Raw genomic sequence first — 19,636 nt, 5'->3', positions numbered from 1 at the left:
GAGCGCCCGGGTAACCCCGTCACGCCGCGCGGTCGAGCGCCCGGCGCGCGAGCACGGCCGCGGCGGCGTCCCGCGCGCTGCCGAGGCTCGCGTCGGCGAGCATGCCCGTCGATCCGACCCAGTCGCCCGCGAGAAAGAGCCCGTCGACCTCCGGGACGCGGACGCCGGGGCGCCCCGCGTAGCCGCCCCCCTCGGCGGCGACCACGGCGTTGGAGACGACGAGCGAGGGCAGGAAGCGGCGCTCGACGAGCACGTCGCGGTAGCCCGGCTGCGCGCGCTCGAGGAGGTCCTGGAGCTCGCGTTCGGCGTCGCCGCCGGCGAGCTCGGGGCCGTACTGGGCGGCGTGGAAGACGGCGCCGCCCTCGGGGGCGAGCCGCGCGACCCCGGAGTGGAGCGACAGGTAGAGGGGGCGGTCGATGCCCATCACGAAGCGGAAGCGCGGGCGAGGCAGCCGGGACAGCGCGACGTCGAGGCACGCGGCGCGGACCGGGACGGCGCGCTCGGCGTGCGCGGCGAGCGCCGGGACGTCGGGCGCGAGCGCGGCGGCGGCGCGCGGGCTCGCGGCGAGCAGGACGGCGCCGGCGCCGAGGCGGTCGCCGTTCGCGAGCTCCACGAAGGAGACGGCGCCGCCCTCGGCGGCGACGCGCGTCGCCCGCACGCCGGTGAGGATCTCGACGCCGGCCGCCTCCGCGGCGCCGCGCAGGCCGTCGACGAGCGTCTGCCAGCCGCCGTCGAGGTAGAGCACGCCCTGGCTCAGGGCGATCTGCACCTGGGCGAGCGCGGCGCCGGCGCTCTGGCGATCGGCGTCGGCGCAGTAGGTCGTCAGCCGGACGAGCATGCCGATGAAGCGGCGCACCTCGGGCGTCCGGAAGGCGTCGCGGAGCCAGGCCGAGACAGAGACGGCCGCGAGCGGCGCGGGGCTCAGCGCGGCGAGGCCGCCGAGGACGCGGCCCATCTCGAGCTTCGCGGCGAGTCCGAAGAGGCCCGTCGTGAGGAGCGACAGGGCGCCGGACGGCAGGGTGTGGAAGGCGCCGCGGTCGAACGCGAACGCGCCCGACGCGGGCGGCGGCGCGCCCGTGTACCGGACCCCGAGCTCGCGGAGCACCTCCTGCGCCGCGCCGCCGCGGTAGAGCGCGTGGGCGCCGAGGTTCAGCGAGAAGCCGTGACTCTCCTGCGTGACCGCGCGGCCGCCCGGCGCGTGCGCCTTCTCGACGAGGGCGACGGACCGACCCGCCCGTCCAAGGTACGTCGCCGCCGCGAGGCCCGCGAGCCCGCCGCCGACCACCACCACGTCTTTTGTAGTTCTCATCACGATTCCCCTTTCCTGGCGGTACCACGATCGGGGGCCCGGAAAGGTTACGCGCGCCCTGTCGATTTCGAGGGAGGGTCGGAGGCGTCGGCGGGTGGAGGGGGTCGGCGGCGGGCCCGCGCGAGCGGTCTGGCCGGTTGCCTGTGTGGCGCGGGCGAGGGCGGGCCGGGGCTCAGGTGGCGCGGACGAGGGGCGTGTCGACGAGGTGCTCGGACAGGAACCACACGTGCATCTCGTTCGTGCGGAGGACGTCGCTCATGAGCAGGTCGGCGGTGCCGTCGTCGCGGTTCTCGGTCGTGAGCTTCACCGCCTCGCGCGTCTCCGCGAGGATCCTCTCGTGCGCGTCGAGGAGGCGCGACAGCTGGGCGGGCACCTGCTCGCGGCCGCGGGGCGGCCGCTCGACCTTCGTCATCTCCGCGACGTCGTGCGCCATGGCGACGGCGATGCCGCCCAGGGTCTGCACGCGCTCGCCGAGCAGGTCGATGAGCGCGGTCTGCTCCTTGAAATGCTTGTCGAAGAGCAGGTGCAGCGGGTAGAAGGTCGGCCCGGACACCTGCCAGTGGTGCTTCTTGTAGAGATCGCGGAGGACGAGGGTGTCGGCCAGGATCTGATTGAGCATCTTGACGCTCGCCGCGCGCTTCTTCGCGTCGAGCGATAGCGGATACTCCACGATCGTCCCGAAAGGCTGGATCTCTCTGCTCCGCTGGCGCAGGAGGGGCTGGGCCTCCAGCGCCCGCGTTTCTCCGCGCTTGCCACGTTGTTGCTGCTGCTGGCGCTTCGATGTCATGGTCCCCTCCACGTCGCTCGGTTCATCGGGTATCTAAGGCGGTTGCCCGCTCCGTCCAAGGGTGGAGGCCCGGAGTCGCCTCCGCGCGGGGCGGCTCGGCCAGACGCCGGCGCGCCGCGCCGCATCGGCCGCTCGCATCCGGCCGGGATCTCGTGCAAAGTCGAGCGCAGCATGAAACGGCTCCTGCTCACCAGCGCGCTCCCCTACGCCAACGGGCACATCCATATCGGCCACCTCGTCGAGTACACGCAGACCGACATCCTCGCGCGCTACTGGCGCATGATCGGGCGGAGGTGCATCTACCTGTGCGCCGACGACACCCACGGCACGGCCATCATGATCCGCGCGAGGCAGGAGGGGCGGAGCGAGGCCGACGTCATCGCCGGCATGAGCGCGGCGCACCAGCGTGATTTCGCGGCGTTCCAGATCCGGTTCGACCATTACGGCAGCACGAACTCGCCCGCGAACCGGGCGCTGTGCGAGCAGATCTGGGCGTCGCTGCGCGAGCGCGGCATGGTGACCACGAAGGACGTCACGCAGCTCTTCGACCCGAAGGAGGGCATGTTCCTGGCGGATCGCTTCGTCAAGGGCACCTGCCCGAAGTGCGGGGCCGGGGACCAGTACGGCGACAGCTGCGACCGGTGCGGCTCGACCTACGCCGCCACGGATCTCGTCGAGCCGAGGAGCGCGCTCACGGGCGCGCGGCCCGAGGTGCGCAGCGCGCAGCACCTCATGGTGGCCATCGAGCCGGAGCGGCCGTTCCTCTCGACCTGGACGCAGGGCGAGGGGCGGATGCCGAAGGAGATCGCGAACTACCTCGCGGGCCACTTCCTGTCGGAGCCCCTGCGCGACTGGGACGTATCGCGCCCTGCGCCGTATTTCGGGTTCGAGATCCCCGACGCGCCAGGGAACTACTGGTATGTCTGGTTCGACGCGCCGATCGGGTACATGGCCGCGAGCAAGGAGTGGTGCGACCGGGAAGGCGAGGCGTTCGACGACTGGTGGCGATCCGAGGAGACCGAGATCGTCCACGTCATCGGGAAGGATATCGTCTATTTTCACACGCTCTTCTGGCCGGCGATGCTCAGGGCCGCGCGCTTCTCGCTGCCGTCTCGCGTGCAGGTGCACGGGTTCCTGACGGTCAACGGAGAGAAGATGTCGAAGAGCAAAGGCACGTTCGTGCTGGCCTCGACGTACCTGAAGCACCTCGACCCGGCGTACCTGCGTTATTACTACGCGAGCAAGCTGAGCTCGAAGGTCGACGACATCGACCTGAACCTGGAAGAGCTCGTGAACAAGGTGAACGCCGAGCTCGTGAACAAGGTCGTGAACCTGGCGAGCCGATCATCGCGCTTCGTGGCCCAGACGGGCCTGTCGGCGGCCTATCCGGACGACGGGGGGCTGTTCGCGGCGGCCGCGGCGGAGGCGGACGCGATCGGGGCGGCGTACGCGGCGTTCGACTACGCGAGGGCGACGAGGATCATCGTGTCGCTGGCGGATCGGGCGAACGAGTATGTCGACCGGATGCAGCCGTGGGCGCTGGCGAAGCAGCCGGAGAAGGCGGCCGAGGTGCAGGCCGTGTGCACCGTGGCGCTCAACCTGTTCCGGCAGATCGTGATCTACCTGGCGCCCGTGGTGCCGAGGCTCGCCGACGGCGTCGCGCGGCTGCTCGGGTGCCCGATGGACCGGTGGGAGCTCGCGAAGACGCCGCTTGTGGGGACGCCGGTGGCCGCGTATGAGCACCTCATGAAGCGGGTCGATCCGGCTGCAGTGGAGAAGATGATCACGGAGAGCCGCCCGGCCGAGGAGGCGGCGGCGGGCGGGGCGGGGACGCCGGCCGCGGTCGTGACGGCGGAGACGCCGGCTGCGGGCCAGGCGGCCGGCGGGGGCGCGGCCGCCGAGGACGACGGCGCGGCGCTCGCCAGGGAGCCGCTCGCGCCGGAGTGCACGATCGACGACTTCACCAAGGTCGACCTGCGCGTGGCGCGCATCGTCGCGGCGGAGCACGTGCCCGAGGCGAAGAAGCTGCTCAAGCTGACCGTCTCGCTCGGCGGAGAGGCGCGGCGAACGGTGTTTGCCGGGATCAAGGCGCACTACAAGCCGGAGGACCTGGTCGGGAGGCTCGTCATCGTGTGCGCCAACCTGGCGCCGCGGAAGATGAAGTTCGGCCTCAGCGAGGGGATGGTGCTGGCGGCGGGGGACGAGACGGTGCACCTCCTTTCGCCCGACTCGGGGGCGAAGCCGGGGATGCGGGTGCACTGAGGCGAGGCGGCGAGGGCGCGACAGCCCCTCTCCGATACGGCCCCGCCGAGGGGGCGCCCGGCGCGGCGCCGGGCCGCCGTGCCCAGGTCGTGGGCACGCGGCTGTCCACGGCGTGGATACGTCGCGCGGCCGCGGCGTTCGGCGCTATCGTCGGGGCCTCCCGATCGCCGAGGCCCCCGTGAGACCCCTTGTCGCCCTCGCGTACTACCCGCTCTGGGCCGTGGCCGTGACCGTCGCGGTCACCGCGCTGCGCCTCGGGCGCAACGTGGGCCGCGGCCTCGTCGCCCTCTGCTTCTTCCTCGCCTTCTGGGTCACAGGGCTCATCCTGCTCGAGACCGAGGGCACGGTCGCCCTCGCCGAGCACGTCCTCCCGAGCGGGATCATCGTCGCCGCGGGCCTCGCCCACGCTTACGCCGACGTCGCCGGCGCCTCGCGCCGCCCCGTCGCCGCGGCCTACGCCGTGAGCGCCGCGGTGACGCTGCTCGGGGCCGTCTCCCCGCGCCTGCTCTACGGCCCTGCCGCCCGCTCGCCGGGCCCGCTGTTCCTCCCGCTCGCCGTCGTCATGGGCCTCGCCGCGGTCGCGGTCGGCGTCCGGCTCGGGCGCGCGGCGCTCGCGGCCCGGGGGCTCCAGCAGCGGCGCATCGCCGCGCTCTTCTTCGGCAGCGTGCTCGCGACGCTCGGGGGCGGCTTCCTCGTGGTGCTGCGTGTGCATGGGCTCGGGGACGTGCTCCTCGGCGCGCCGGTCCTCCTCCTCGCCATCCTGCTCGTGGCCTACGCGGTGCTCATCGGCGAGCTCGGGCGCTCCCGCCGCGTCTTCGCGCAGGGGCTCGCCTACGCCGGCCTCACGGCGTTCCTCTCGTCGCTCGGGCTCGTCGTCCTCTTCAAGATCCTGCCCGCGCTCGCGCCCGGCGGCGGCGCGTCGCTCGCCTGGCTCGTCTTCGTCACCTTCCTCGTCGCGCTCCCGTCCGACCCGCTGCGCTTGCTCGTCGTGGAGCACCTCGGGCGCCGGATGTTCAAGAGGCCGATCGGCGTCCGCGATCTCGCCGAGGAGATCGAGCGCGTCGAGGTGCGCGCCGACCAGGCCGAGCGGCTCGCCGAGCTCGGCCGGCTCGCGAGCGCGGTGGCGCACGAGATCCGCAATCCGCTCGGGGTCATCGCCGCCCAGACGAAGCTGCTCGAGCGGCAGGGCGCGAAGCCCGAGACCGTGGCCTCGCTGCGCGGCCAGGTCGACCGGGCCAAGCGGTTCCTCGACGATCTGCTCCGCTACAGCCGCCCGCGGCCGCTCGAGGTGAGCGAGGTCGACGCGCTCTCCACGCTGCGGCTCGCGGCGAGCCACGTCCGGCAGATCGTCGGCGAGGGCGCGCCGCCGATCGAGATCGCGCCCGAGACGGGCGGGCCGATCTTCGTCGAGGCCGACCGCGGGGCCTTCCTCGACGTCGCGACGGCGCTGCTGCAGAACGCGGCCATCGCGCTCGAAGGGAGCGCCGAGGGGCGGATCCGGGCGGTCGTCACGCGCGGCGAGGGCGGCTTCGTGGTCGTGCGCGTGGAGGACAACGGCCCGGGGGTGCCGGCCGAGATCGAGGCGATGCTGTTCCAGCCGTTCGTGACGGGGCGGGGGCGAGACGCGAGGCACCCGGGCACGGGGCTCGGCCTGGCCGTCGCGGCGCGCTGGCTGGAGCGGCACGGGGGCACGCTGCGCCACGAGCGCGTCGCCCAGGGAGGCGGAGGCGGCGCGCGCTTCGAGGCGCGGTGGCCTGAGAGGGCGGCGGAGGCGGCGGGGTGAGGTGGGGCCGCGCCGCTCGGGCTCGTCCCGGGTTGCGCGAGAGAGAGGTCTGACCGGGCTTGCCCGGCCCCCGGCGGCGAGGGGGACTCGCCGGGGCCGCACGGCGCGCCAGGATCCGGGTTGCTCCCGACCGTCTCGGCGATTACCCTCGAATTATTTGTGCTCGTGAGGAATCTTGGTCAAGGCGCTAGCTCCGTCCGCGTTCTCTGACTTCGTCCTGCTCCTTCTCTCGGCAGCGCCCAAGCTCGGTCTACCGATCGACGCGGTCCTGCGAAACTCCGGGCTCCCGCCGGGGGCGCTCCGCCAGCGCGGGCTGCCGATCTCGCTCCGCGCGGCGCGGCAGATCTGGTCCTCCGCCGAGGAGGTGAGCGGCGATCCGCTGATCGGGCTGCACGCCGCGGAGCAGCTCGACGTCGGCTCGCTCGACCTCTTGGATTATCTGACACGGAGCAGCAGCAGCTTCGGCGAAGCGCTGGACCGCTTCATCCGCTTTGCGCCGCTGCTCGCCAATGCGGGCGTCCTGGGCCTGCAGGTGACCGGTCGCCGCGCGCATTTCCGCCATTTCTCGCCGGACGGCGTGCCTGCCGTCGCGGATCTCCTCTCCAGCTTGATGGTGCTCCGGGCGCGGACGTTCTCCGGTGAGCACATCCGCCCGCTGGCCGTGCGCTTCCGGCACGGCCGCGAGCGCGTCGGCGGCGAGTACGAGCGGATCTTCGACGCGCGGGTCGAGTTCGATGCCCCCTGCGACGAGCTGGTCTTCGATCGGGAGCTCCTGCAGCTGCCCTTCCATTCCGCCGAGCCGCGCCTCTGTGAGGTCCTCGAGGACTGCGCGGAGGCACGGCTCCGGGCGAACAGCAAGGTCGGCGAGACGCCGGCGGCGGCCGCCGCTCCGTCGAGCTTCGTGAACGACGTCCGACTGGCCCTCCAGATCTGCGTCGCCGCGGGCAACCCGAACATCGATCGCGTCGCCGAGCACCTCGGCGTGAGCTCGCGGACCGTCCAGCGGCTGTTGCGAGAGCAGGGCACGTCGCATCGCGCTCTCTTGATGGAAGTACGAACCGAGCTCGCGAACCACTATCTGGCCTCGTCGAACCCCACGAGACGCACGCTCGCCGCCGGGCTTGGCTATGCGAGCGCGCGCTCGGTGTCCCGCGCGCTGCGCCGCCGGTGAGCCGGAGCGCACCGGCGGTCCTGAGAGAAAGGGACTCTACGCCCGCGCGCGGGACATGATCGATCGAAGGCGCGTCGCGCCGAGGCCGTCGCGCAGCGTCACGGATACCATTGAATCTGAAGCTGCCTGTTGCCCGTCGTGTTCACCTGATAGACAACGTCGTTCGCGGTGCCCGGGAACGGGATCGTGGTCAGCGCGGACCAGCTGTTCGCCGGGGCGTTCTGGGGCGCTCCGCCGTTGGCCGACACGCTGACGCCGTTCAGCGGGACGCCGTCCGCCGGGCTCATCTGCAGCGTCAGGGTCGCCGGCGTCCAGGTGGTCGGGAGGCTCGCCCGATCGATCTGGAAGCACGCTGACCCGTTGATCGAGGTGACGATCGCCGTGCTCATCGCCCCGAGGCTCTGGCAGACGGGCGTGGACGGCGTGGGGTCCTTGTAGAAGCCGAACGTGTGCTGCCGCGTGAACATCGGCACGGTGGCGCTGCCGACGTAGTCCGCGAACACCGTGACGTCGTGGCTCCCCGTCTCGGTGAACTGGTCGACCTTCATCGAGTAAACGCCGTCCTGGTGCGTCGTGTCGCCGTGCACGGCGGAGCCGTCGTCATGGAGCGACAGGATCGTGACCGCGCCGCTCGGACCGGTGATCTCCGCTCTGAGCGCGGCGCCCACCAGCGGGCTGCCCAGGTGGCTCACCTCGGCCTCCACGATGAGCGGCGCCGCCCCGACGTTCAGCGTGCTCGCCGTGACGTCGAGCGTGATCGGATCGGCCAGGGTCGACACCGCGGAGTAGAGGTAGAGGGGCTGATCCGAGCTGTTGACCGCGCAGAACTGCCAGAACCCCTCCTCGTAGGACTCGGTCAGGTTCAGGGAGAAGCGCTTGAAGCTCTCGGCCGAGAAGAAGGTCATGTCGGAGCCCGACGTGGCGAAGTTCGTCTCGGTGATCACGGGCGTCGGGTGCCCCTGCGGGGGCTGCAAGTACACGTCCGGCGCGGCCGCGCCGACGAAGATCATCGTGAAATCCACGATCTGAGCCGCCGAGACCAGCGTGTCTGCGCACGACGTCGACTGCGGCGGGACCTGCGTCAGCACCTGATCGATCATGCCGCCGTCACGGCAATCGTTCGCCATGCGGTTGAACGCGCCGATCAGCTCCAGCTGGTCGATCGCGGTGTCGCTGTCGGCGCGCAGGTAGACCCCGGGCGAGAACCCGTAGTTGGCTGCGATGTCGCTCATCATCGACTCGTCCGCCCCCGACCCGAGCGCGATCGAGTGGACCTCGTCCACGCGGCTGTAATAGGCCGTGTAGAAGTCGCTCGGGGCCGGCGGCGTGTTGTGCTGCCCGTCGGACAGCAGGATGACGCACTCGCGCGCGCTCTTTGTCGGGCTCTCGGCGACCAGCATGCCGAGCGCCTCCTCCAGGCCGGACCCGATCGAGGTCACCCCGCTCGCGACGAGCGCGTCGACCGCGGACTCCAGGCCGGACGCCGGGAGCGCCGTCATGGGGTACGTGATGGACGAGGTGTCGGCGTAGCTCGCCACGCCGAGCAGCTCGGTGAACGACTGCGACGCGGGCACGTTGCTCGATACGAGCGTGTTCCAGTAGATCTTGGCCGCCTTCTTCGCGAGCTCGATGCGGTCGCCGGACATGCTGCCGGACCGGTCGATGACCAGCACATGGTTTGTGTCGAGCGGGGCGACCTGCGCCCGCGCCGTGGACACCCCCGCCACGCTCGTGAGGAGGCCGCCGGCGACGGCCGCGAAGATTCTGAATGACGTTCTCATGGTCTCCAATCCTTCTGCAATCTTGATCAAAACCAAAGGTTGAGCGCGCCGGCGATCAGGGTCTCCGGAACACCACATCGAGCTTGGGGAGCCGCGCGGCGTTCGCGTTGTCGCTCGACATGAACGAGACCTCCCGGTAGTTCACCACCTCACTCTCGAGACGCATCAGGAAGCCGTGGTTGCTCGCGGGCGCGCTCAGCATGTCCCGCACGAGCTCGGTCACGTCCACGCCCGCGTAATCCTGACCGTTCGACGTGCTCTGCGGCAGGAGCACTTGGTGAAGCGACGTGGCCGTGGGCTGGTTGGCCCAGGTCACGGTGTTCTCCTGCCACGCCGAGGTGACGCGCTGGAGCAGGAAGGCGTTGGAGCCGCCATACGTCGAGTGCCCCGGGAGCAGGCCGTTCGCGGTGCCCTGGCCGTAGATGCGCGCGTCGGGATCGGCGTAGAGGCTGAGGCGCGCCCGCTCGATCGTGGAGCCCGCCGGGATGGTCGACAGATCGAAGCGGAACAGGCTCCGGTTCACGTAACTGGTACCGCCGGCGGTCCACACCCCCGCCGTCATGTTCGGGGAGCTCCCGTTGTTGGTCCCGACTCCCCCGCTCAGGCTGGTGATTGTCGCGTCGATGCCGGCGCTGCCGGGCTGCAGCGTCACCCGCTCCGGCTCGTTCTCGCAGTGGCCGCCGACGACGAACACGCCGCTCACCGCGTCGCACTGCGCCTCGTAGGTCGGCGTGTGACACGTCCCGTCGGGCTCTGTGCAGGAGCCGATGGGCTCGGCCCCGCAGGCGTCGATCTCGGCGCAGGTGTGACCGCTCACGAAGTAGCCGCCGGCCTCGCGGCAGCTCGCGCTGGAATTGATGCCGCCCGTGCCGAGATCGGTGCAGGCCAGGGACCGGCAGCACGCGCCCTTCGTCTCCGGCTTGCAGCTCGACGAGCAGCCGTCGCCGTTCTGCGCATTGCCGTCATCGCACTGCTCGGACGCCTGCTGCACGCCGTCGCCGCAGCAGCGCTCGACGGTCACGCCCGCGTTCTTCACGACGGAGCACTGGATGACGTCGTCCTCGGGGCCCTGGCACGTCCCGCTCACGCAGGTCTGCCCCGGTCCCGTCGTGCAATCCGCGTCGTCGATGCACGTGCAAGGCACAGTGTCCTCGGAGTGGTCGTCGAAGCAGGCCTCCACCTCGGCGAGCCACGCCTCGGCGAGGGCGCTCCGGTGCACGAGGTTCGACGCCTCGAAGCCGTCGCTCGTGTTGTACAGCAGCGCCGCCGGGTCGAACGTGGGCGTCGGGTTGTTGATGATCGCGCCGCTGAAGGCGCCCAGCCGCAGCTGGTTGGAGATGGCGGAGCGCTGCGTGTCGAGGCAGCCCCAGTGCATGAGCAGGTACAGGTGCGCCTCCTGGCACGGGAAATTGAGGTTGCCGCGCAGGCCGCTCACCAGTCCGACGTAGGAGCAGGTCCCGGTCACGAACGCCTCGGCGAGCGCGTCCTGGTCCTGCAGCCACTCCATCATGGGCCGACCGTCGATGCAGAGGTTCTCCATCGTGGACACCTGCTCTCCCAGGTTGAAGCCGAAGTCGATGACCTCCTGCACGCTGCCCGTGACGGCGTCCGTGGTGGGGGGCAGCGGGTCCTCGGGGTAGAGCGGCAGCTCGTCCTTGCACCACGAGAGGAAGTCGCCTGTCTCCGACGTGACCGTCGCATAGCGGGTCACCTCGTCCGGCTGGTAGTTCGTCACCTGGCCGAGCGACGTGCTGTCCCACTGGTACGTGGCCTCGAGCCCGGGCTGGAACCAGGCCTTCTCGACCGAGCCGATGTCCCAGGAGCGGCGCCAGTCCCAGAGCGTGAACTTCTTCGGCTTCTTGAACAGCTTCACCTCGAGGCCGACGTGGATGCCGGCGTTGAGCGCGGCGATCAGCTCGATCTCGCTCATGCCGTAGGTGGCGATCGCGTGGGCGGGCGCCTCCTGGTTCTTCATCCCCCAGATCACCTGCTCGGCGTACTGGGCGCCGGCCTGCGGCGCGCACGCGCCGTCGGGCGTGCAGACCTGACCGTAGCCGCAGGCGGTGTCCGCGGTGGCAGCGTTGTAGTTGCAGCGGCGGGTGCACGCCCCCTCGACGCACGTGCGGCCTGGCTCGCTCGCGCAGGTCGGGTTCGGGTTCGCGCTGCACAGGCACTCGACCGGCGTGCCGCCGACGGCGCACAGCTTCTTCACCGTGTCGCAGGTCTCGCCGCTCCCGCAGTCGGCGTCCGACGCGCAGCCGCACGCGGACTGGAAGCCGGCGTGGAGCGGATGGCACCCGGGGCCCCGCCACTCGACGACATCGCTCCGGGTCTCGGTCACGCAGCGGTACGCGCCGAAGGTGCCGGGGCACTCGGCCTCCGTGAGGTCGTACTCGACGGCTCCCGGGACGGACGCGTCGCAGTCGCTGGCGATCTTGCGGACCGTCGACGGCAGCGTGTCGCTCACGTAGATGTCGCCGGAGGGCAGCACGGCGACGCCCCCGGGCAGCTCGAAGATGGCGTCCTCGGCCAGCCCGTCCAGCCACACGGTGCCAGGCGAGCCGGCGATCGTGGCGGTGGCGCCGAGCGCCGGATCGAAGCGCCGGATGCGGCCGGGCCTGTTGCCTTCGCCGATGAACACGCTGCCGGAGCCGTCGGTCGCGAGCGCCTGCGGGGAGGTGAGCCGAGCGGCCGTCCCCACGCCGTCCGCGGAGCCCGCGGTGCCGTTGCCGGCCACGGTGGTGACCGTCGCGGTCGCGACCTCGAACCGGCGCAGCGCGTGGTTGAACGCGTCGGCGATGTACAGGTTGCCGCGCCCGTCGGCGACGATGCCGGCCGGCTCGGCGAACCGGGCGGCCGATCCCACGCCGTCGACGTTTCCGGACGACGAGGGCTGGCCGGCGACGACGGTGGCGGCGCTCGTCGCCAGATCGATGCGGATCAGCGTGCGGGCCCCGCTGTCGGTGACGTACAGGCCGCCTCCGTCCACGGCCACGTCGCGCGGCGTGCCGAGCACCGCGCGGTCGACGACCGTCGTGACCTGGCCGCTGCTCAGCGTGAGCTTGCGGACCGTGCGGCCGCCGCGATCCGCGATGTACAGCGCGCCGTTATGGAGCGTGATGCCCGAGATCGTGTTGAACCGCGCGGCGGTGCCCACGCCGTCGGTGGAGCCCGAGGCGCTCGATCCCGCGATCGTCGTCACCGCGCCGCTCGCCAGGTCGATGCGGCGAACGGCCGTCCGGTCCGCGACGTAGAGCAGGCGCGTGGCCGGATCGTGGGCCAGGTCGCCGGCCTGGAGGAAGCGGGCCTGCGTGTACGTGCCGTTCACGAGGCTGCGCAGCCCGGCCTGGCCGAAGGGCGACGACGTCACGGGGAGGCAGCAGACGCCGTGCTTCTGGCAGCCCGAGATGTCGCGGAGATCGTCGCTGCGCACGTTCGTCGTGCAGGTGCCGTCGCTGTTGCACTCGTCACAGGTCTTGTTCGCGTTCCACTGGGCGGTGAAGCCTTGCTGGAAGGCGCTCTTGAGCTGCTTGGCCGTCTTCTCCTTCAGGAAGGTCGAGAACAGCTCGTACGAGAGCTCGCCCGGGTCGCACAGCGCCTGGGTGATGCCCGTCCAGTCGTCGATGCAGGCGCGGCCGCCCGCGACGAAGGAGATGCAGCAGGAGTTGTTCGTGTCGAGCGGGGAGCAGCCGAGGTTGAGCCCGGACTCCTCGACGAGCCGGTTCGAGCAGTAGGTCTGATCTTTGTAGTTGAAGACGGGCTTGCACTCGAGGTCCTCGTCGGGGTTGCTGTTCACCAGCGCCTGCTCGAGCGCGGTGTTGAGGTCGACCACGCCGCCGGAGCCGCTCGGCTTGAGATCCACGGAGAAGCCGATGCTCGCCTCCACGCCGACCTTCAGCCGCTTGCCGAGCGGCACACCGAGGAAGAGCTTCGCGCCGATCTCCGGGCGCACCGAGACCTCCGTCCCCGCCTCGGCCGTCACGTCCGGCGCCTGGAACGGGTGCATGTTGCGATCGAAATCGACGTTCTCGATCTTGTGGTTCGTGTGCTTGTTGAGCGCCTCCTGCAGGCGCTTGCGCATGAAATAGGCCTCGTCGTACCACTTGACCCCGGCGCCGAGCCGGAAATACGGGATGAGGAACGCGCCGGGGACCGGGGGGAGCGGGATCTTCGTCAGCTCCTTCTCGATCGGCTTCATCTGCAGATCCAGGTTGAGCGCAGCGGCCATGACGGCGGCGGAGCGCCCCTCCCAGCCCTCGACCGGCTCCGCCGCGTCCCTGGGCCAGGTGGCCGGGCTCGGAGCGCCGCTCGGCGTGTAGTCCGCCGTGTAGGAGAACGGCATGTAGGTCCCGATGAGGAACTCCTGCGGAGACACCCGGCCGTCGTGGTCGGTGTCGAGCGATTCGGTCTGATCCTCGTCCGCGAGGTAGAAGACCCCGTTCTTCTTGGCGGCGGAGAGGCTCAAGCCCCCGCCGCCCGAGTGGCCGAAGGCCGCGATGCCGAGGGGGGCTTCGCGGTTGAACCACTTGTAGCCGTCGAGCTGCATGTCGAACTCCATCCCCGGGAGGATGCTCAGCGTCTCACCGAACGCCGTGACGGCGAAGCCGCCGGTGCGCATCTGGGCGCGTCGCTCCTCGCTCAGGTTGTGCGACGTGTAGCGGCCGCCGATGCCCCACTTGCCGTTGCCGCTCTCGGCCAGCGTGGCGTACGCGCCGTGCCCGGCCCAGGGGATGCACATGTGCAGATCAGGCCGCTGCTCGGAGTAGCTGCCGAGGTGGTATCCCTCGGTGTACAGGTCGATGTAACACTGGATCTTCGCGAGCAGCTCCGTGGCGTTCGAGAGCTCGCCGCCGAACTGCTCCAGGAAATCCGCGAAGCGCCCGTCGGCGATCTCGCCGGCGATCTTGTCGAGCCACTTGATCGTGCTGAGGGCCCATTTGGCCTTGCCCGCTTCGCTCTGCTGGATGTCGTTGGCGAGCCAGACGAGCACCCCGGTGCTGCAGTCGTTCGCCGGCGTCGTGACCGGGTCGCAGAAGTCGGAGCACTCCTCGTAGGTCGTCTTGTCCTGCTGGATGACGTCCAGGCACTCGGCGGCCACGCGCTGGGTGCAGATGCAATTGCCCTTGTCCGCGTCCTCGATCGTCTCCGTCTCGAACTTGTTGATCGCCTCGGACGTCTTGTTGACGATCGACGAGAGGAGCTGCATCGACTGCAGGACGTGGAAGTTCGTCGTGATGTTCTGCAGGTCGGCGCCCTTCGGGTTGGGGCTCTCCGGCATCTTGCCGAGCTGGTTCGGGTCGCACGCCTTGACCTTGAACTCGACGCCGGAGCCGCCGCCGGCCCCGCTCGCGCCGGTGGAGGCGCTGCTCGACGCGCTGCCGGTGGAGGCGCTGCTCGACGCGCTGCCGGTGGAGGCGCTGCTCGACGCGCTGCCGGTGGAGGCGCTGCTCGACGCGCTCCCGGCGCCCGAGCCGGTCTCGAACTCCTGGAAGACCGGGTCCGGCCGATCGGGCTGCTGAGACCACTTCGGCCAGCTCGGGGCGCCGTTCTGGCAGCCCAGATCGTCGGCTGCGCAGAGCGCTTGCTGCGCATCGCCAATGGGCTCGCTCGGGTCGTCCGCGCCGCCCTCGCAGGCGGCGGCGACGATGCCCAGGCAGAAGAGGAGTGGGAGGCGCCCTGCGCGACTGGAAATCACGAGGGCGTCCCGTGATTGAATGAGCTGACGTATCAGCACGGACCTACGAGCTGTCATTGAATCAACCCCGACGGCCTGGTCGGCCGAGATGAGCGGACGTGACGCGGTCGTCCGCCGGGCGCGCTCGCGGAGCGGCTGGCGGTCTCCCGTGATGACCTGGACTAGCTGCCTTCGGGCGGGCCGCGAAGGCGACAAAGCGCGCCAGGGGGTGACAAAACCCGCCAGGCGCCGCGCGCCCGCGCGTTCCGCGGTGACGCGGGATCAGCGCGTCGGGCCTGCCACGGCGACCGTCACGCGCCCGCCGGCGGCGCGGGCGGCTCCCCGGCCCCCCGCTGCCTCTTGCCGCCGCTCCGTCCCGCCGGCGGCGAGGCGCCGCCCTCGGCCGCGGCGCCGGGGGTCAGCCCCGTCCACCGCTTGAACGCGCGGTGGAAGGCGCTGGGGCTCGAATAGCCGAGCTCATGAGACACCGCCTTGAGCTGGGCAGCCCCCAGCGCTTGCCGCGCCCGCTCCAGCCGCAGCTGCTGCAAGAGCTCCCGGTGGCTGACGTGCGCCGCGGCCAGCCGGCGCTGCAACGTCCGCGCGCTCATCCCGAAGCTCTCGCCGATGCGCGCCAGGCTGGCGTCGCCCGCGTCGAGCGCCAGCGCCAGGGCGTGCCGGAAGGCAGGGACAAACTCTTCATCATGCGCGACTCTCCCGCAGACGTCAAGGCGAGAGAGCGCTTCCTCCGCCTGCGCAACAAGGATGCACCTGAGCTGCGGGTCCTGGCTGGCGATCGGCGCCCGGGCGATGTCGCGATCGAAGACGATCTCGTCGAAGCGGCCCCCGAACTGCACCGGGACGCCGAGGACCTCTTCATACCTGCTGGCCGCGGCGAGGGGAGCGTGCGCGAACTGGACCCGGCGCGGCGCGTGGGCCGGCCCGAACAGCGCGTGGGAACGCGCGACGACCAGCCCGAGCAGCAGCTCCGCCAGCGAGGGGACGCCGCCGGGCGCATCGTGACGGAACCGGAAGCTCTGCCCATCGGATTCGGTCCAGACGCGCCCGGCATCCGCGAGCAGCGGCAGATAACGTGTCAGGTGCGAGAACGCTTCTGCGCCCGTCGTGCTGGCCATCGAGAGGTAATCGAGGAGGTCGAGGCTCCCCAGCGGGAGCTGCCGGGCGGCGCGGAGGCCCAGGAGAGGACCGGCCGCCCGGGGGTCCGTGAGCCCGCTCCACACGCGGCGGACCATGGCGATGGACACGCGAGCGCCCCGCTTCTCCAGGAAGCCGCTGGGGAGCGCGATCACGCGCCGAACGTCCTCGGCCTCGAGCCCGTCTCGCGCTGCCGCTGTCACCAGGGCCCGCAAGAACTCCGTGGATCCCGAACCTCGAGCCGGCACGATGGCGCATTATGAGAGCGTGTCGCAAAATGTAAATCTGTCGCGCGCTCGACCCGGCGATACCTGAGCTAACTTGGCGCCCTGAGAGCCTGGGACACCCACAACCGAACCCCCCGGGCTGCGCCACCGATGACCTTCCTTGACCATTGCGTGACACGTGCTCGATCGCCTCGACCCGACCCGGCGCCCGACCGGCGTCGCGGGCGCGGCGCGCGCCCCTTCGCGACCGCGGCCCTGGCCGCCTTCGCCCTCATGACGTCCGGGTGCGACTCCGGAACGACCCCGCCGGCCAGCGGGCAAGACCCCACGGACGATCTCGGGCGTCCTGTCGTCTGGAGCGGCCTCTCCGCCGGCGTCGCCGCGTCGAGCCCTGTCCCCGCCCCGGCCGCGCTCGGCTCACCCCCGGTGAGCGGGTTCGCGGACCTGCACTTCCACATGATGTCGGAGGAGGCGTTCGGGGGCCGATGGCTGCACGGCAAGCACGACGGCGCCCTGGAGGATTGCGACGGCGGCATTCCAGGGAGCGATCACGCCCGCGTGCGACAGGACCTCAGCGCGCTCCTGGACCGGTGCCCTCAGTCGGCGATGCTGGATCTCGCGAGCAGCGGCGCGCTGTCGGCGCTGCTCGGGCTGGGCGGCGGCGTCCTCGGCTCGGAGGCGATCGGCAAGACCGAAGGGACGGAGGGCGACACAGGGCTTCACCTCCAGCGAAAGCACCTCTCCGAGGGGTGGCCGCGCTGGGACACCATCGCTCACCAGCAGGGTCATGTGAGCTGGCTGCGCGCGGCCCACGATCGCGGGCTGAGCCTCATCGTCATGTCGGCGGTGAGCTTCGACTGGCTCTGCTCGATTTTGCCGGCGCAGAACGGCGCGCGGGCGTGCGACGAGATGGTCGACGTCGACCTCCAGCTCCAGATGACCCACGCGCTTGTCGCGCGAAACGCCGGCTGGATGGACGTCGCGCTCTCGCCGGCGCACGCCCGGCAGATCATCGGGGCGGGCAAGCTGGCCGTGGTGCTGTCCATCGAGGCAAGCCACCTGTTCGGCCGCGACGTCGACGCGGCGAAGATGCGCGCGCAGCTCGACAGGTACCACGCTCTGGGGGTCCGGACGCTCCAGCCGGTGCACCAGATGGACAACGCCTTCGGCGGGGCGGCGCTGCACAACCCGATCTTCCAGTTCGCGCAGTACACCGAGAACTGCTTCATCGACACCGACTGCGACGCCACCCTCGCGGGGGTCACGCTGGGCATGGATGTCGACGCGAGCTGCCGCAACATGCGCGGGCTGACGCCGCTCGGCGACGCGCTCGTCGGCGAGATGATGGACCGGGGAATGCTGATCGACGTCGCGCACATGGCGGAGCGGGGCGTGGATCGGGTGTTCCAGCTGGCGCAGGCGCGCGACTATTACCCGATCTATATCTCCCACGGTCACTTCCGGGAGATCATGGGCCCGGCGGTGGCGGAGAAGGAGAAGTCCACGCCGGCGCGGGTGATCCGGATGCTCCGGCAGACCGGCGGCATCTTCGGCCTGCGCACCGCGCACGACGAGACCCGGCAGTACACCCGCAGCTCGGTCGAGAACAGCTGCCAGGGCTCCTCGCGCTCCTTCGCCCAGGCCTACGAGTACGGGCGGCTCGGCCTGAAGGTCCCCATGGCCTTCGGGGCCGATCTCAACGGCTTCATCCAGCAGACCCGGCCGCGCTTCGGCGAGGACGGCGCCTGCTCGGCGGCGTTCCAGGCCGAGGCCGATTGCCAGGCCTGGGACCAGCGCGCGCAGGGGCCCGGCCCCCTGGGAACGGAGTTCGACGAGAAGGGCCTGGCTCACGAGGGGATGCTGCCCGACCTCGTGGCCGACCTGGATCGCCTGGGCGTGGACACGACGGGCCTGAGATCGTCGACCGAGTCCTTTCTCCGCATGTGGGAGCGCGCGCAGGGGCCGCGGGCCGGGATGGCCGATCCCGCCACCGATCTCGACGAGAGCGGCGTCGCCCCCTTCGCGACGTCGGAGCAGCGGGAGCTCGCCTACCCAAGGAAGTGCGGCGCGGCCTACTGCCCGGGGTTCCAGGCGCTGGGAGGGAGCTGCCGGTTCGATGAGGAGTGCGAGAGCGGCCAGTGCACGGCCGTCGCCTGCAACGCGATCCCGGGGCGCTGCGTCTGCAACGACGACGCCGATTGCGGCAGCGGCCTCCGCTGCGCGCGGAAGACGCCTGGCATCGGGGGCGACAACGCCTGCGAGCCGAAGAAGGCCGATCATCAGATGTGCACGCGCGACGGCGAGTGCGCGTCCGGCCGCTGCGGGGGGCTGATCGCCGGCGCGGGCTGGTGTTACACGCCTGGCTCGAAGACCATCGGCCAGGGGTGCCGGGTGAACGAGGAGTGCCCCAGCAACCGCTGCGGCGATCTCACCCAGACGTGCCTTTGCCGCTCCGACGCGCACTGCGCCGCGAACCAGTTCTGTGGCTGGGGCACCAACGAGGGCGAGTGCGTCAACAAGCGCAGCCGAGGCGCGGCGTGCACAAAGGACAACCAGTGCGCTTCCGGGAACTGCAGGTTCCTCTTCTGCCGCTGACCGCCCGAGCTCGTCGCAGTGTGGTTGCACATTTGCGTTGCCACGGCACCCTGGCGCATTCTGTACATCGCCTGTCGCGAAGTGGAACTCGGGCTTTCGCGAGCGCGTGTTACACGCTCGTCGTAGCGCTGTTTCGGCCTGACAGGCCACGACCGGTTGCAGGAGATCCAGATGAAGAAGAAGCTCGCACTTGCCCTGACCATGCTGATCGCGACGCTCTCCGCCGCTTGCGGCTCGGGTGACGCCACGGAGACGGAGAGCGACCCGCCCGCGCCGCAGGTCGAGGCGTCGGCGGCCGTCACGCCGGCCCTGTTGCTGCGGACCGTGGAGAACATCGGCGTCGAGCTGGAGGCGCGGCTGGCCTCGGGGACGCTCTCGGCCGAATGGGCCGAGGCCTGGTCCAAGGCGCAGCCGATCCGGCAGCAGAGCCAGGTCCAGACCTTGATCGAGCTCCTCCAGGAGGGGGCCGCCTCCGGAGACCTGCTCGCGGCCGGGTCGGACGCGATGGAGCTCTACTTCCAGTCCTACGATCCCGTCCTGCTCGAGATGGAGCGGCAGCACGCGGAGGGGACCCTCGACGCCCGGCTCACGGAGCTGCGCTCGAGCTGGCTCTCGGCCGCCGAGCGGGTCTCCGAGTCCGGCGACTCGTCCCAGAGGGCGTCGACGTACTGCTGTCGCGCGAGCGTCTCCTTCTCGGCGAACTGGTCGTGCCACACGTTCAAGACGATCGGGATCTGGGCGGCCGCGAAGTGCTCGGCGTTCTTCGCCGGGGTGCCGGTCGTCGACGGCATCCGCCTGTCGAAGCAGTCCTGCTCCGACGTCCCGGAGTGCCAGTAACCGATCCCGACGGCGCGGCGCGCCGGGCATTCGAGCCCGGCGCGCCGTGAGCCCGGAG

At 71.0% G+C, this 19,636-nt stretch carries 10 protein-coding genes; 5 read left to right on the top strand and 5 right to left on the bottom strand.

Translation table 11 applies throughout. The features are described 5' to 3' along the window. Positions 1-19: 19 nt before the first annotated feature. Entirely contained in the window at positions 20-1,309 is a 1,290-nt protein-coding gene (locus WMF17_RS39905; RefSeq protein WP_437646348.1) for a phytoene desaturase family protein, read from the bottom strand. A 172-nt stretch (positions 1,310-1,481) separates the two neighbouring features. Next, the gene (locus WMF17_RS39900) at positions 1,482-2,096 is read right to left on the bottom strand and encodes a Dps family protein (RefSeq protein WP_437598691.1); all 615 of its coding nucleotides are present in this window, start codon (positions 2,094-2,096) and stop codon (positions 1,482-1,484) included. Between the two features lie 171 nt (positions 2,097-2,267). Between WMF17_RS39900 and metG the strand changes: the two genes are divergently transcribed. The 3 genes from metG (at position 2,268) to WMF17_RS39885 (ending at position 7,312) form a co-directional block, all read left to right on the top strand. Beyond that, complete coding sequence (gene metG, locus WMF17_RS39895) at positions 2,268-4,358, top strand: methionine--tRNA ligase (protein ID WP_437646346.1); 2,091 nt, start codon at positions 2,268-2,270, stop codon at positions 4,356-4,358. A gap of 178 nt (positions 4,359-4,536) precedes the next feature. Beyond that, the gene (locus WMF17_RS39890; protein WP_437646344.1) at positions 4,537-6,141 is read left to right on the top strand and encodes a sensor histidine kinase; all 1,605 of its coding nucleotides are present in this window, start codon (positions 4,537-4,539) and stop codon (positions 6,139-6,141) included. 175 nt (positions 6,142-6,316) lie between these two features. Continuing rightward, on the top strand, positions 6,317-7,312 hold the full coding sequence (locus WMF17_RS39885) for an AraC family transcriptional regulator ligand-binding domain-containing protein (RefSeq protein ID WP_437598688.1): 996 nt from the start codon (positions 6,317-6,319) through the stop codon (positions 7,310-7,312). A 98-nt stretch (positions 7,313-7,410) separates the two neighbouring features. Here the strand turns inward: WMF17_RS39885 and WMF17_RS39880 are convergent, their stop codons facing one another. From WMF17_RS39880 to WMF17_RS39870, 3 genes are all read right to left on the bottom strand, one after another. Beyond that, positions 7,411-9,093 carry a VWA domain-containing protein gene (locus WMF17_RS39880; RefSeq protein ID WP_437598687.1) on the bottom strand — a complete coding sequence of 561 codons (1,683 nt, stop codon included), beginning with the start codon at positions 9,091-9,093 and terminating at the stop codon, positions 7,411-7,413. Between the two features lie 55 nt (positions 9,094-9,148). Then, on the bottom strand, positions 9,149-14,788 hold the full coding sequence (locus WMF17_RS39875) for a DNRLRE domain-containing protein (protein WP_437646342.1): 5,640 nt from the start codon (positions 14,786-14,788) through the stop codon (positions 9,149-9,151). A 290-nt stretch (positions 14,789-15,078) separates the two neighbouring features. Then, entirely contained in the window at positions 15,079-16,122 is a 1,044-nt protein-coding gene (locus WMF17_RS39870; RefSeq protein ID WP_437604353.1) for an AraC family transcriptional regulator ligand-binding domain-containing protein, read from the bottom strand. A 297-nt stretch (positions 16,123-16,419) separates the two neighbouring features. On the opposite strand from WMF17_RS39870, the gene WMF17_RS39865 reads away from it, so the two are divergent. Beyond that, positions 16,420-18,741 (top strand): membrane dipeptidase, encoded by a 2,322-nt coding sequence (locus WMF17_RS39865; RefSeq protein WP_437646340.1) that lies wholly within the window; start codon positions 16,420-16,422, stop codon positions 18,739-18,741. A gap of 171 nt (positions 18,742-18,912) precedes the next feature. Next, positions 18,913-19,578, top strand: a complete 666-nt coding sequence (locus tag WMF17_RS39860; RefSeq protein ID WP_437598683.1) for a hypothetical protein — start codon at positions 18,913-18,915, stop codon at positions 19,576-19,578. Positions 19,579-19,636: the final 58 nt, after the last annotated feature.

Origin of the sequence: Sorangium sp. So ce362 (assembly GCF_051519845.1) — a bacterium.
In the GTDB taxonomy this organism is placed as follows: Bacteria; Myxococcota_A; Polyangia; order Polyangiales; family Polyangiaceae; genus Sorangium.
This window is presented reverse-complemented; position numbering and strand designations above follow the sequence as displayed.